Source organism: Actinoallomurus soli, from assembly GCF_024055715.1.
GTDB lineage: Bacteria > Actinomycetota > Actinomycetes > Streptosporangiales > Streptosporangiaceae > Actinoallomurus > Actinoallomurus soli.
In genome coordinates this window covers 965,981-979,701 of the sequence record NZ_JAMXMV010000001.1, presented here as the reverse complement: position 1 = coordinate 979,701, position 13,721 = coordinate 965,981, and the positions used below count along the sequence as shown (strand labels likewise).

General features: G+C 71.6%; 10 protein-coding genes and 1 pseudogene. 5 read left to right on the top strand and 6 right to left on the bottom strand.

The window, feature by feature from the left end:
- Positions 1 to 235: 235 nt before the first annotated feature.
- Both NDW01_RS04435 and NDW01_RS04430 read right to left on the bottom strand, forming a co-directional pair.
- A complete protein-coding gene (locus tag NDW01_RS04435) occupies positions 236 to 637 on the bottom strand; it encodes a hypothetical protein (protein ID WP_252816787.1) in 402 nt (133 codons plus the stop codon).
- Between the two features lie 416 nt (positions 638 to 1,053).
- The gene (locus NDW01_RS04430; RefSeq protein ID WP_252816785.1) at positions 1,054 to 2,100 is read right to left on the bottom strand and encodes an IS110 family RNA-guided transposase; all 1,047 of its coding nucleotides are present in this window, start codon (positions 2,098 to 2,100) and stop codon (positions 1,054 to 1,056) included.
- A gap of 802 nt (positions 2,101 to 2,902) precedes the next feature.
- Between NDW01_RS04430 and NDW01_RS04425 the strand changes: the two genes are divergently transcribed.
- Both NDW01_RS04425 and NDW01_RS04420 read left to right on the top strand, forming a co-directional pair.
- Positions 2,903 to 6,205, top strand: a complete 3,303-nt coding sequence (locus NDW01_RS04425; RefSeq protein WP_252816783.1) for a toxin glutamine deamidase domain-containing protein — start codon at positions 2,903 to 2,905, stop codon at positions 6,203 to 6,205.
- Between the two features lie 247 nt (positions 6,206 to 6,452).
- On the top strand, positions 6,453 to 6,620 hold the full coding sequence (locus tag NDW01_RS04420) for a thioesterase family protein (protein ID WP_252779048.1): 168 nt from the start codon (positions 6,453 to 6,455) through the stop codon (positions 6,618 to 6,620).
- 503 nt (positions 6,621 to 7,123) lie between these two features.
- On the opposite strand, the pseudogene NDW01_RS43700 reads toward NDW01_RS04420, so the two are convergent.
- Positions 7,124 to 7,306 (bottom strand): annotated as a pseudogene (locus NDW01_RS43700) (methyltransferase domain-containing protein); the annotation flags it as partial.
- On the opposite strand from NDW01_RS43700, the gene NDW01_RS04410 reads away from it, so the two are divergent.
- Positions 7,236 to 7,490 (top strand): hypothetical protein, encoded by a 255-nt coding sequence (locus tag NDW01_RS04410; protein WP_252817402.1) that lies wholly within the window; start codon positions 7,236 to 7,238, stop codon positions 7,488 to 7,490. The pseudogene NDW01_RS43700 and the gene NDW01_RS04410 sit on opposite strands and share 71 nt — an antisense overlap.
- Positions 7,491 to 7,700: 210 nt before the next feature.
- Here NDW01_RS04410 and NDW01_RS04405 read toward each other — a convergent pair whose 3' ends face one another.
- Positions 7,701 to 8,087: a MerR family transcriptional regulator gene (locus NDW01_RS04405; protein ID WP_252816781.1), complete on the bottom strand. Its 387-nt coding sequence runs from the start codon at positions 8,085 to 8,087 to the stop codon at positions 7,701 to 7,703.
- A gap of 64 nt (positions 8,088 to 8,151) precedes the next feature.
- On the opposite strand from NDW01_RS04405, the gene NDW01_RS04400 reads away from it, so the two are divergent.
- Together NDW01_RS04400 and sigJ are read left to right on the top strand one after the other, a co-directional pair.
- Positions 8,152 to 9,402 carry an MFS transporter gene (locus tag NDW01_RS04400; RefSeq protein ID WP_252816779.1) on the top strand — a complete coding sequence of 417 codons (1,251 nt, stop codon included), beginning with the start codon at positions 8,152 to 8,154 and terminating at the stop codon, positions 9,400 to 9,402.
- 204 nt (positions 9,403 to 9,606) lie between these two features.
- The gene (gene sigJ / locus NDW01_RS04395; RefSeq protein WP_252816778.1) at positions 9,607 to 10,524 is read left to right on the top strand and encodes an RNA polymerase sigma factor SigJ; all 918 of its coding nucleotides are present in this window, start codon (positions 9,607 to 9,609) and stop codon (positions 10,522 to 10,524) included.
- Between the two features lie 27 nt (positions 10,525 to 10,551).
- Here sigJ and NDW01_RS04390 read toward each other — a convergent pair whose 3' ends face one another.
- Both NDW01_RS04390 and NDW01_RS04385 read right to left on the bottom strand, forming a co-directional pair.
- Complete coding sequence (locus NDW01_RS04390; protein WP_252816775.1) at positions 10,552 to 11,832, bottom strand: SGNH/GDSL hydrolase family protein; 1,281 nt, start codon at positions 11,830 to 11,832, stop codon at positions 10,552 to 10,554.
- Positions 11,833 to 11,962: 130 nt separating this feature from the next.
- A complete protein-coding gene (locus tag NDW01_RS04385; RefSeq protein WP_252816773.1) occupies positions 11,963 to 13,420 on the bottom strand; it encodes a hypothetical protein in 1,458 nt (485 codons plus the stop codon).
- Positions 13,421 to 13,721: the final 301 nt, after the last annotated feature.

Below are 13,721 nucleotides of genomic sequence, written 5' to 3'. Positions count from 1 at the left end.
GGCTCGCCCGCTCGATCCGGCGGCCGGGGTGGCCACCGCACCTTCCCCGGCCCGCCGCTGTCCATCTGTTACGAAGCCACCGAGGCCGGGCAGTTGGTCGGCGCGCAACTCGCATGCTGGATGGGATCCTCACCGACCTGCGCGAGGGGTAACAGCCCCGGCGGGACGTGACCGAGACCGCGCGTGACCTCAGCTGGGCGGCCGTACCCGATCGGTCACGTCCCTGACCTGGACGCTACGTCGACCACGGCCCCGCCACCTCACCGGCGTCGGGGCGGGGCATCTCGCCGGTGCGCAGGTCCGCCGTGCGCGCCCCTGACAGGCCGAGCTCGTCGGCGAGCTCGGTGAGCTGGTCGCGTTCGGCCGTACTCACCGGTGCCGCCCGCGAGGCCAAGCCGGTGATCGCCTGCTCGACGGCGTCTTCCCATTCCCCGGCGGCCGCGGCCTGTTCGACGCGCCGCGTCGTACGGGCGGGCAGCCGGTCGGCGTAGTGGCCCGGCAGCGCCCGCAGCTGCTGGGCCAGCTGCCCGCCGGCGGTCCGGCTCACCGCGACGGACGCCAGGCGACGCCGGCGTCGGCCCGCCACCGCCTCGGCGCCGGCCCGTAGGAGCCAGGCGACTTCGCGCAAGACCTCCATGACCTTCCCCCATCCCTGAAGGAGCGGGGCCGGTCAAGTCGACAGGAATGGGCGGTTTGGTTAATGCTGAGCGTTCTTCGAGTGGTGGCGGGCTGATTTTGGGCGCAGCGAGGTCGGGGGCGGGGTCAAGGTGGAGCGCCCTGCTGGACGAACGACCTTGATGCCGTCCCCGACCTCGGTGAGGCTTGGTGAGCCCGGAAGCCTCGGGTGTGGAGTTGTGGGCCCCATGGGCAGCCGATCGGGTGGCAGGCTCGCGGCTGCGGTCATCCCTTCGCCCGGTCCTCCCGCAGGTGGGAGGGGGCATGGGGCGTTCCACGTGCGGCCTGGCGGGGTCAATCAGTGGCACGTTCGGGCCATCGGCACCGGTGGCGAACAGACCTGCGGGCGACCTCGCGTCAGGCTGCGTCCGGCGGGGCTCACGCGGCGGCCTTACCGTTGGTGTGCAGGCAGCGGATGTGGCCGTCGCGCAGGCCGTAGAAGACCAGGGTGAGTAGCTGGCGGGCGGCCGCGGTCTTGGCGAGGTTGCGGGCTTCGGGGCCGCGCCGGGCGATGATTCCGTCCCTGACCGCGCGGATCTTGGTGCCGGCGCGGGCGTGCTGGACGGCCTCGATCATCGCCCACCGCAGAATCGTCGAGCCCTGCTTGGTGATGTGTCCGCGGGCGACCTTGAGGTCCGATTCGCGGTGCCGGGGCGTCAATCCGGCCCAGGAGCACAACTGGGCCGGCCGGCCGAAGCGGGTGACATCGCCGATCTCGGCGATGATGACCGCGGCCAGGACCGGGCCGATTCCCGTTAGCTGCTGGATCACCCTGTAGCCGGTGTGGCCGGCGAGCAGGTCGGCGATGACCTCATCCAGCATGGCGATTTCTCCGGTGCACCCATCGATGAGCGTCCGCAGCGAAGCGACCTTTCCGGCATAGGGCTGCGGGAGCCTGAGGCCATCCAGCCATTCGGTGCCGCTCCGGCCGAACAGGTCCGAGCACGCCGCCGCGATGCCGAGTTCGGCCAGCACGGCGTGCACCATGTCCTTGTACCCGGTGCGCTTGCCGACCAGCTTGGCCCGGTAGCGGGTGAGCTCCCGCAGGTCCCGCACATCGCGCGGAGCGATCCATGCCTCAGGCAGCCGGCCCATCCGCAACAGGTCGGCCAGATCCGCGGCGTCGCGTTCGTCGTTTTGCACCCGCCGGTAGGTGAACGCCTTGACCCCCAGCGGATGGGCCAGGTGCACCTCCGCGCCGGCGTCGGTGAGGGTGTCTGCGGCCCAGTACCAGCCGTACGTCGCCTCCAAGACGACCTTCGGGCGGACGCCGGCCTTGGCGATCTCCTCCCGGAACGCCGCCGGCGAGTTGAGAATGCGCACCTTGCCCAGACGCTCACCCTCGGGCGTCATCCGGACCAGCACCGACCGCCGCCGATGCAGGTCCATACCCACGATCTGTGGGCCGTCGTACTGTGTGTCCATAGCGGGCCTCCGTGAGCCACGGACTGAACGGACAACATCAGCATCCGCCAGGAGCGGAGGCCCCGCTCCTTCATCGCATCAGTGGCTTGGTGGCCTGTCAGCCATGTAAGGCACGTAGGTGAAGTTGGTCCGCAGATCTTGCCCGTTCATCGGGTGATGGTGAGGCCTCGGTGGTCGGCCCAGCGGCGGGCGCCGTCGGCCATGGCGTTGATTCATGCGGTGCCGGGATGGCGGTCGGTGAAGGTCTGCCAGTGATGGCAAGGGACCAGACCGTCGGCTCATATACCGTCGGGGTGGGTGCAATCGGCTTTAGCCTGGTGTGTGCTGGTCTGGCTGAATGGTGTTGATGCTTGAGGGGTTGGGTATGCGGCAAGCCCGGTGGTGCACGTCGAGTCGTAGTACGGGGGCGTGTGTCCAGGCCAGCCCGGCGATCCGGTGGAAGTCGGATGGGGTGATCACGCAGGGTGCGGGCGAACGCGTGGGGGCGAGGGTTTTGTGGCCCGCGGCCGGCTCGCCGGGGCGGTCCACGGCTCGGGAAGCTACCGGTCTGGCCTGGGAGCAGGCCATTAGCGTCGGCCGTACCGGCGACACGGCCGCTAGCGTCGATGCCGGTGGTCACACGACCGCCGTTGGATCGGTGCCCGCATCACAGGTGAACGATTGGCGGGGTAAAGCGGGTGCGGGCCGCCATAGCCGGCCGCGCGCCGCCGCGCATACCGGCGCCGTCCCGGCTGGGATTTCCGCGGATCGGACGGTTCACGGGCCGGCATCGGGTCGAGCGCGTGATGCGGCCGGTGGCGCGGTGGTTCACCTGCCCGCGGCCGGTGGCGTGTTGTCGGCGGAGCAGGTCGAACACGATGCCGGCGCGGCCGCGAAATCGGCCAAGAAAGCCGAGAAGGACCGGCTCGACGGTCTGGGCCCGGTACCCGGGCCGGAGTGGGGCAGCCGGTACTGCTGGACGCTGCTCACCGGCCTGTCGCACCGCTGGTCCCCGGCACGACCGCTTCCGGACATGGCCTCGGCCCTGCGGTGGCCACGCGTCACCGCGTGGGCGGATGTGGTCGCTTCTTTGACCAAGGCCGGGGCCGGCGCGCGCGCCTACATCCGGTTCGGCCGCCCCAACCGGCTCGGCCACGGCATCGCCCTGATCAACACCCACGACCAGGGCCTGGTTCTGATCAACCCCGACCAAAACCGAAGCGAGGGCTACACCAGCGTCATCGGCACCCAGAACGTGACCGACTGGCTCAGTGCACCAGACGGCCTCGTTACACGAGACGGGCTGCCGCTGATCGATGCCCGCGCGTACTTCCAGAACCCTGGCGGCCAGGTAATCCACCCACTCGGCCAGGCCACCCCGGCATCGGAATCGACCGCTCAGGCCCTGACCGACCCCACCGACCCCCACGTCGGAATGCCATGGATGGGGAGTTTCGACGACGGCCTGACGTGGGAGCCGCCCAGCACCCCCGCCTCACCAGCCAGGCGTCAACAGCGGACCCGGCCCGGCGCCGCTGATGCTCGCGCCGCATACGAGTCGGACCTGCGAAGGCTACGGGAAGACATCCAGCGGACGGGCGGCATCACCCGGGGCAGGCTCGTATCCGACTACCCCAGCGTCCCCGCTGACTCAGACGCTGAGATCCTCGCCCAACTCGGCCCCGGCTACGCAACGGAAAACCGGGACACGGAGATGTGGTTCGTCCACCGGCCGGCGGGGGCGCAGACACAGCGGCTGGCGGGCAATACCGGGCCCTCCGCTTTTACGGGCCCTGCCGCGGCCCGCACCCTCCAGCCGCCCAGCGCCGCTGATGCTCGCGCCGCAAACGAATCGGACCTGCAAAGACTGCGGGACAGACTCCAGAGAGCCAATCCGGGAATAGGCGTCGTCCGGTTCATGATCGATGACTTCCACCCCTCCTTCCGCGGAGTGGGAGATAACGAGCTCCTCACCCAACTCGGCCCCGGCTACGCAATAGAAAACCGGGACGGGTTTCGGTGGTTCGTCCACCGGCCGGCGGGGGCGCAGACGGGGTCCGAGTCCGGGTATGACTTTCAGGTCAACAGGGTCGACGACGTATCCGACGCGGTGGTCCGCGGGCTACGCCGGACGCTCGAGGACACCGCCGATCCGGCCCTTCGAGCCCGACTGCACGAGGCGTCGGCGTCATGGACCGGTCCGCCGGCCGCCACGGGCCCCCGTCGGCCGGCCCCTGACATCGCCCGCGACGAAGACGGCGGCGAGTGGGCTTCGAGCAGCCGCAGCGGCACCGGTGGCGGTGGCGGTCATCTGGACCGCGGCGATACCGGCAGGGCCACCGCGGCAGAGGCCTCCACGCCCGCCACGGCACGATCCGCTGGGGAGGCGGCGGTGGATGGCGCGGGCAGGGGCCAGGTACGGGTGTCGTTGCAACAGTTGGAGCGGGTGGTCGGTGATGGCACCGCGGCGGGTGTGGCCGCGATGCGTTCGGAGGCGGGTTTTGCGGGGCCGGTTCCGGGACCGGAGATGGGCCAGTACTGCCTCGCGGTGATCGAACACATCATCGGCGCCTTCTACGGCCCCTCGTTCACCACCGGCGCTGCCCGCCAGGTCGTGGGTGGGATCACCAGCGGGCTCACCCGTGATGACGGTCTGATCGAGGCGGGCGACGATGCCCGGCGTGGTCTTGGCCAGCCGGCCGCGGCGTGGGGGCGCCTCGATGACTGGCGGACCCTTATCATCGCCCTAGGCACCAGTGAGCCGGGCACCACCATGGTCGTGGTCAACGAACAGTCCGGGTCCGGTGACGCCCTCGATCTGCGCCACGTCGCTGCCTTCGTCCATACCGAGGACGGCGTGGTTCTCATCAACCCCGCCCAACCGGGCCAGGCCACCACCATCGACCCCCTGGACACCGCCGCCGCACCGGCCGGCCGGCTCGCCGAGTCGGCCACCTTGCTGGCCACCGTGCTCGGCCCGCCCATCAACTCCCGCGTCCTGTCCATCGACCCCCACCGCCAGGTGATCATTCCGGACTGGGCCACCACACGGGAGTCAGATTCAGCCGCCCGGGCCATGCTCGACCCGGCCAACCCCCGCATCGGGGCACCAAGACGCCAGCGTCGTTCGTCTAGATTGGATACCGCCGCCGAGGCCGAGGTCCCGGTTCCGGTGCCTTGGCCGCCGCTGGCTTTGGCCCGTCAGTACGGGTATACGCCCGGTCAGTTGGGCTACCCCGAGGAGGGGGCTCAGGAGCGGCTGGAGCGCGTTTTTCCACGAGACAGCCGTGGCGCGTTCCGCCAATTCCCCGATCCGCGTAGCACCGCGTACTCCATGGCTGGAGGGATACGATGGCTGAACCGACGCGAAATCCATAACACGTTCTTCACTGCTTCGGGGTCCAGCGACTGGATACAGGCAATCAACGGTAATTTGACGAACGTCGGCTACAGAGCCAATTGCGTCGATGTGGCGCGAAGTGTGCTGGAGAGCTGGGCGGGGAGGCCGACGGTGGCCGCACCCGTCTCCGTCGGCCAAGACGGGGCGCCCGTGACGGAGACGGATGGGATCCTCTGGACCAGCACGTGGCTCGGCGCTCAGCTTCGCGCACCCGAAGACACTGCGGGTCGGCGGGTAGGGGCCAACGAAGCGTGGGAGGCGATAGCCGGTCATTTGCGCGCGCATGGTCACGGGTCCTCTGCCCTGGTCTTCTTCCGGCCCTCAGGGGCCGCTCGCGAGCAGTTCGTCGCCGCTACCGCGCATGCCGTCGTTGGCTTGAACTACCAAGGCACGGTCTACTGGGTCGACGCGCAGTGGGGGCGAGTCAGTCACCGCCCGCTCTACGAAGGAGAACTGTTCCAATCTGTCGAGTTTGACCCGCAGTTCCGACCCATCCGCAGCAACTATCCCGTCTTTGTCACCCAGGGCTATGCCCCCCAACAGTACGATTCTGGCAACGGCGGTCCCAGTTTCTCTGCGGCCGGTTGGCAGAATGCCGGGGCCCTACCTGAAGAGCTCGGGCCAATTGACTGGCAAAAGTCTAGCCACAGCAGACCGGACAAGAACGGTGTGGAGACGTGCGTGTCGGTCGCCGTCGTCGGATTGAGGCTGGGGGTGGGTCGGTGACAGGCCAGGTCACTCCGGTCTGCGTAACTCCGCGTTCGACGGCTCGCTAACGCCGCTGACCGAGTGGTTGTCGCTCAAGCCCCGCGGCGGCCCGGCCGGCAGGTCCGTCTCACCGAGGCGCAATCGATCGTCGACGGCCGGGCGGCGGTGACCGCCCGCGCCTGGCACATCGCGACCGGCCCGACTCCCCCGGTGGAGACCGAACAGGTCCCGCCGCCGCCGGTTCCGCAGGATCCGGACGAGTGGCATGGCCGTCACTGCTCGGCTGCTGCGCCACTCCGACGGCGAATGGGTGCACATGGACTGCCGGACCGAGCTGGCCGACGACGGTATCGGCCTCACCCACGGCACCCTCTCGGACCCGGACGGCCGGGTCGGCGTGGTCGACCAGCCCCTCGTCGTTCGCCGGCGCTGATCGCGCCCGACATGTGAGATCCCCCGCCCTTGGCTCCGGTAAGCAAGGACGGGGGACGCCGGGGGAAACGACGCCTATCCTGCGCCGCTCACGTCACTTCCCGCTCTCGTCGACAACGGCGACCTCGACGCGAGCATCGACGACGGCATCAGCCCTGATCACCGGTCTACTTGATCAGCGCAGTGAGTGTCGGTCCTGGGGCAGCCGCGCGCCTGGCCCTGCGTCTGGCACGATCATCACCGGCACGATCGCGGGGAAGGAACATCGCCGTGGCGCTCGAACCCACCGATCTGGACGAGCTGGAGCTGGCCGAGCTGCTGCCTGATCCCGACCGCAGCGATGACCGGGCCTGGGCCGCCGAAGACTACGACTGGACGGCCTAAGCCGCGTCGCTCACTTGGCGGCTTCGACGATGAGCGTGCCGACGTGGTCGGTCTCGGGGGGAACAGCCGGGCCGGGTCGGTGAACCACACCGCGCCCCAGATCGAGTAGATCGCCTCCCACCGCTGCTCGGCCGCGGTGAGGTAGTCCACGACGTCGGCGTCGATGTAGCGGACGCCGGGCAGGTGCCCCCAGCAACGGCGGGCGCGTTCGCACTGGGCGGGTGAGATATCGATGCCGGTGGCCTCGATGCCCTTGGTGGCCAGCGCCGCGACCGCGTTGCCGCGCCCGGACCACCAGCGCATCAAAGACATCCTGACCAGCAACCCAGAACTCCTCGACGCCGCCGTCGCCGCCAGCTACATCACCTGCCACATCGACGCCCACGGCCAGCCGACACAGATCAAGCTGATCCCCGAGGTCGCCTTCAGCCTGAACATCCCGGTCAATCTCCACGACACCCTGCTACTGGACCCGAAGACCGAGTGACCCAGGTCACTGAGGCTCTCGTGGCACTTCTACTGACACTCTCGTGGCACGTGACAGGGCCCTGAGACGGGCGTCGGCCGGGCGGCCGGCTTGATCACTGGCCGTCACTGCTCTCTATCGTCACCGACTGCCAGTGATCAGGGGAGATGTTCCGGGCCGCCCGCCATGCCCCGAGCGCCGGCGCCGGGCGGCGGAGCATGGCGGTGCCGGTCAGGATGGCACGTCGGCGGCGGGAAGGGCGCAGCCGCGTACGACCTCGAGGTATTCGACGATCGCGTCGCGGTTGCGGGTCAGGCAGTCGATGCGCTCGGTCATCCGGTCGCGTTCGCGTTCCAGCGTCGCGAGCATCTCCGGGGTCGCGTCCGGGAAGTGGATGGACCTCGGCTCGTCGAGGCAGGGAAGGATCTGCTTGATGATCCGCGTCGGCAGCCCGGCGTCCAGGAGCCCCCGGATCTGCAGCACCCGGTCGACGAAACGCGGATCATAGTCGCGGTAGCCGTTCGCGCAGCGCTCGGAGACGATCAGCCCCTGCTCCTCGTAGTAGCGCAGCAGCCGCCTCGACGTGCCCGTGCGCTCCGCCAACTCCCCGATGCGCATGTGCGCCACCTCACATGATCCCGAGTTGACCGTCACATCAGTGTGAGGGTTTGAGCATACGGCCATGATCCTTCATGGCACAGCCCGGTCCGTCGATCCGGCCGCCGAGGGCCGGCGGCTCCCCCTGTCCCCGCTGCTCGCGCTGGCGACGGCCGTGTTCATCACCAGCCTCACGGAGACGCTGCCCGCCGGCCTGCTCCCCGGCATCGGCGCGGACCTCGGCGTCGGCGAGTCCGCCGCCGGGCAACTGGTGACGGTCTACGCGCTCGCCACGGCGGTGACCGCGATCCCCCTGACCTCGGCGACCGCGGGGTGGCGGCGCAAGCGTCTCCTGCTGACCGCGATGACGGGATTCGGCGTCGCGAACACGGTCACGGCCGTCTCGACGAGTTACCCCCTCACCCTGGCGGCCCGCTTCGTGGCGGGGGTGGCGGCGGGCCTCGCGTGGGCGCTGCTGGCCGGGTACGCGCGCCGGCTGGCCCCCGCCCGCCTCCAGGGCCGGGCGATGGCCGTCGCCATGGCCGGAATCCCGGTCGCCCTGTCGCTGGGAGTGCCCGCCGGGACCTTCGTCGGGAAGGCGCTGGGCTGGCGGACGGCGTTCTGGAGCATGACCGCGCTGACCGCCGTCCTCATCGCGTGGATCATCGCGTCGGTCCCCGATCATCCCGGCGCACGGCGGAGCGACCGGACACCGATCCTCGGCGCGCTCCGCGTTCCCGGCGTGGCGCCGGTCCTGGTCGTGACGCTGGTGTTCGTGCTGGCCCACACGATCCTCTACGCCTACATCGCCACGTTCCTGGACCGGTACGGGATGGGGGGCTCGGCCGGCTCCGTGCTTCTCGTCTTCGGCGTCGCGTCGCTGGTGAGCATCTGGGTCGTCGGCGTCCACATCCACCGCCGGCTGCGCACCCTCGCCCTCGCCGCCACGCTCCTGGTCGCGGCGGCGGCCGCCGTACTGGCGCTGTTCGCGGATAGTCCCGCGCCGGTGTACGCGGCGATCGCCCTGTGGGGTCTCGGCTGGGGCGGGGTCCCGACCCTCCTGCAGACCGCGGCGGGCGAGGCGGGAGGTGTGCGGGGTGACGCGGCGCAGGCGATGCTGGTCACCCTGTGGAACGTCGCCATGGCCGGTGGCGGAGTCGTCGGCGGCGTCCTGCTCGCCCGGTTCGGCCCGGCGTCGTTCCCCCGGAGCGTCCTCGTCCTGCTGGCGCCCGTCCTGCTCGTGGTGCTCGCCGCCCGTAGGCACGGCTTCCGTGACGCCCGCCCGGTCTCGGCCGCGCCGCCGGGCTCCGGGAACGGCGTGCCGGACGCCCGGTGACCGGGGTCGCGAACCGTGCGAAGAACGGCGGACCGCGGCGAGGTCCGCGGTCCGCACCGAGCGTTCCGCCCGGCCGCGGGGCGTTAGGGTCGGCGTCATGGGTCCGGCCGGAACGCCGCCCCGTACGGGACGGGTCCGTGTCACACTTCGGCGTCCTGGGTCGTCCCTAGAACGTGAGCAGCGCGTTGCCAGAGGAGAGCGGTCGTGACCGGAACGCCGAGGAACGATGACCCGCCCGCCGGCGGCCGGTGGACTCAGGATGACCTCGCCCGTGCCTTCGAGACGGAGCGGCCTCGCCTGCTCAACGTCGCGTACGCGACGACCGGGTCCCTGGCGGAGGCGGAGGACTGCGTGCAGGACGCGTGGCTCCGGCTGCGCCGGCTCGAGGACCCGTCCGCGATTCGCGACCTGGCCGCGTGGCTGACGACCACGGTCGGCCGGCTGGCGCTGGACGCGCTGGGCAGCGCGCGGGTCCGGCGGGAGCGGTACGTCGGCCCGTGGCTGCCCGAGCCGCTGGTCGGGGACGCCGTCGCGGGCGATCCCGCCGACCGGGTGACGCTCGACGAGTCGGTGAGCATGGCGCTGCTGGTCGTCCTGGAGCGCCTGTCTCCGGCGGAGCGGACGGCGTTCCTGCTGCACGACGTGTTCGGGGTGCCCTTCGACGAGGTCGCCGAGGTGGTGGGCCGTACGCCGGTGGCGGTGCGGCGGCTCGCGTCCCGGGCGCGCAAGCACGTCGAGGAGGGGCTGCCGCGGTTCCCGCCGACGTACGGCGAACAGCGTGAACTCGTGGCCGCGTTCATGGCGGCCTGCCGGGGCGGCGACCTGGACCGGCTCGTGGGCGTGCTCGACCCCGACGTCACCCTGCGCGGCGACGGCGGCGGCAAGGTCCCCGCCGTGAGCCGGGTCGAGGGGGGCGCCGAGCAGGTCGCGCGCATGCTCCTGGGGTTCGCCGCCCATCCGTCCGTCGAGGCACGGGTCGCGGACGTCAACGGCGCGCCCGGGCTCGTCATGCTGGACCCGACCGGCGTACTGACCGTCATGGCGTTCACGGTCGACGCCGGCCGGATCATCGCGATCGACGCGATCCGCAACCCCGACAAGCTGCCCGGCCTCCGGTTCTGAACGGCGCCGGGTCCCGCCGGGGAGGGCTCAGAGACGGGCCAGGTCGACGGCCTCGGCCATGGCCCGGTAGCCCGCGTCGTCGGGGTGCAGGTGGTCGCCCGAGTCGTACTCGGGGCGCAGGGCGAGGGGGTCGGCCGGGTCGCGGGTGGCCGCGTCGAAGTCGATGACGGCGTCGAAGGTGCGGCTGGTGCGGATGTAGGCGTTCACGGCCTCGCGCGTGGCCTCCAGCGTGTCGTCGTACACCTGCCAGCCCTTGAACGGCGTGAGCGTCGCGCCGATCACCGTGATGCCGCGGGCGTGGGCGCGGGCCGCGATCGCCTCGTACGCGGCGGTGATCTTCGCGGGGTCGGTCTGGTGCGGGCTCTGCTGGATGTCGTTGATGCCCTCCAGCACGATGAGCGTGCGGACGTCCGTCCGCGACAGGACGTCCTCGTCGAACCGGGCGAGGGCGTTCACGCCGTACGACCCGCCGTCGAGCAGCAGCCGGTTGCCGCTGATCCCGGCGTTGAGGACGCCCAGCCTCCGGGACGGCGGCAGCGCCTGGATGCGGCGGGCGAGGTAGTCCGGCCAGCGGTGGTTCTCCCCGGCGGTGGAGTCGGCGCCGTCGGTGATCGAGTCGCCGAGGGTGACGACGCTGCCGCGTATGGGCGGGTCGAACACGTCGACGCCGGTGAGGTAGTACCACTGACCGAACGTCCCGGTGTAGGCGTCCCCGGACACGTCATCGGCGTGGTCGCCGCCGGGCGCGTAGTAGGAGGTCTGCTGGGCGAGCGGATGCGTGGTCACCGGCCCGGAGACGACCGGCAGGTACACGGTGATGAGAAGGTCGGCGCCGGGCCGTACCGGGAGGAGGGCCGGATCGGCGGTCAGGTCCGCGCCGGCGGGGACGGTCGCCGACCGGGCGCCGTGGAAGGTCACCTCGCGCAGCGTTCCGGGAGCCGTTCCCGCGCCGTCCGCGGCCCGTACGGCGACCGTGACATGGCCGACGGTGAGCGGGGCGGTGCCGAAGCGGTTGGACAGCCGGATCCGTACGGCCGCGCCGCCCGCGGAGAGGTGCACGACCTCGCGCACCGACGAGCCGGACTCCGCGCCGGTGGGAGCGGACAGCCCCACGGCGGGCGACGCCTCCCACGCGCCGACCCAACCCCGCTCGGCGTGGGCCGCGGGCCGTGGCGGGGCTGCGGGCCGAGGCGGAGCCGCCGGGGCCGCCCCGGCGGCCGGCGCGACCGCGACGCCGGACGCGAGGGCCAGGGCCGCCGCGGCCAGGATCCGTGCGCCTGCGGGTCCGCGCGTCCTTGTGTGCTGCATACGGGCACCTTTCTCGCCAGGAAGCGTTTTCTGACAAGGACGGTAAAACGATCACCTGGCCGCGACAATGGCCGGAGCCCCGTCATCGGCCGGACGGCCGGATCAGGCCGCGCGCGCGTCGTCTCCGCGCTCAGCGCGGCGGCGTGAACCAGGGCGGGAGATAGACCCGCCAGTGGCGGCCGAGCCGGGACAGCGGGTGGGCGACCCAGGTGGTGGCGTAGCCGGGCGGCGGCGAGCCCGGGGACAGGATCCCCGTCGGCTCCCGGCGCGCGGTCCGGAGCAGCCGTTCCGGAGTGGTCGAGGCGAGGACGCCGCCGGTCTCCCCGGTCCCGCAGCCGATGTAGAAGGCGACCGGCACCGATCGCGGGCCGCTGAGCAGGCAGGGCGGACGCACCCCGAGGCGTTCGAGCGTCGCCGCGCCGCGCGCGTACGTCCGGCGCTCGGCGGCGTTCTCTCGCACCTGCTGCGACAGCACCATCCCCTGGGAGCCCAACTGGACCAGCACGACGGCGGCGATCAGGCCGGTGAGCGGCCGGCGGAGACGCGAGACGGCCGCCGGAAGCCGCGTCAGGCACTCGGCCACGGGCAACGCCAGCAGCGCGTACGCGGGCAGCAGGAACCGGGGGGCCGCGTAGCCGAGGAACAGCAGGTACGGCACGGCGGCCGAGACTCCGCAGGCGGCGGCGACCGCGACCGGCCCCAGGGCGCGGGCGCGGGCCGCCAGCACCAGGCCGCCGGCGGCGAGCAGCGGCACGGCGGCCCACCAGAGCGTAAGCCCCGGACGCTGGACGCCGACGCCGCAGGGACGGCAGAGCAACGGCCCGTTCACGGCGGACAGTTCGTACAGCAGCCCGCGCGGATGCCAGGCGATGCCGCCCTCGATGGCGCTGGACCTGTGGAGGCGCGCGACCGGTCCGCCGTAGCGCAGGAACGCCTCGGCGATCCACTGCGCCGCGCCGAGCGCCAGTCCTCCGAGCACGGCGCCGACCAGAGCCGGGCGCCGCCACCGGCGCACGAGCACCGCCGCCACCGGCAGTGGCAACGCGATCCAGAAGGCGTCCCCCGGTCGCATCAGCGTCGTGACGGCTCCCGCGAGCACGACCCCGATGAGAGCGCCGCGCCCGCCCGTCACCGCGTAGCGCACGAACCAGCCGGCCAGGGCCACTCCTCCGACGGCGACCCAGAAGTTCGGGATGACCTCGGAGACGTAGTAGCCGGTGACCCACAGCCCGGTGAACAGCAACGCCGCCAGGGGGACGACGGCCCGGCGGGACGCCACCGCAAGCCACGGCAGGTAGGCCAGCACGATCGCGGCCGCGCCGAGCACGGCGAGGTAGGCCCGCAGCACGATGACCGAACCCGTGAGCCACACGACGGGAGCGATCAGATAGGTGATGCCCCGGGCCCGCGGCGCGCTGAAGAACGCCGCCGGCATCCGCGGACTCACCTGGGTGATGTAGAGGGCCTCGTCCCAGCCGACCGCGCCGTGCGGTACGACGACGGCGAACTCGAGGGCGGTCAGGAGCACGGCCACGGCGACCAGCCACGCGGTGGGACGGCGGACGAGTTCGGCCGGCTTCGGCGGCACCCGGATGATCAACCGACTCCCATCTCGCCGTCCGGACGCGGCCGGAGACTTCCCTGGCCGTCCCAGGGTCGCGGGGGCCGGAGAACGGAGGATGTCCGGCGGCTGAACGGCGCCCCTCCGCAGGAGGGCGGCCGGCGCGCGACCGGTGTCCCCTTCGGCCGGCGCGTGACCGGTGTCCCCTCGGCCGGGGTTTGACCGGCGTCCCTTCGGCCGGCGCGCGTGGTCTACCGGCTCAAGGAGCGGGGACGAGGGGCGGCTCGCCCCAGCCGGCGGTTGGAACTTGATGGACCGCAGCGACATC

Bases quoted from the DNA above. Each gene is read 5' to 3' on its own strand.
- NDW01_RS04430 (WP_252816785.1), bottom strand. From the start codon at position 2,100: ATGGACACACAGTACGACGGCCCACAGATCGTGGGTATGGACCTGCAT.
- NDW01_RS04390 (WP_252816775.1), bottom strand. From the start codon at position 11,832: ATGCAGCACACAAGGACGCGCGGACCCGCAGGCGCACGGATCCTGGCC.
- NDW01_RS04400 (WP_252816779.1), top strand. From the start codon at position 8,152: ATGATCCTTCATGGCACAGCCCGGTCCGTCGATCCGGCCGCCGAGGGC.
- NDW01_RS04435 (WP_252816787.1), bottom strand. From the start codon at position 637: ATGGAGGTCTTGCGCGAAGTCGCCTGGCTCCTACGGGCCGGCGCCGAG.
- NDW01_RS04410 (WP_252817402.1), top strand. From the start codon at position 7,236: ATGCCGGTGGCCTCGATGCCCTTGGTGGCCAGCGCCGCGACCGCGTTG.
- NDW01_RS04405 (WP_252816781.1), bottom strand. From the start codon at position 8,087: ATGCGCATCGGGGAGTTGGCGGAGCGCACGGGCACGTCGAGGCGGCTG.
- NDW01_RS04420 (WP_252779048.1), top strand. From the start codon at position 6,453: ATGGCCGTCACTGCTCGGCTGCTGCGCCACTCCGACGGCGAATGGGTG.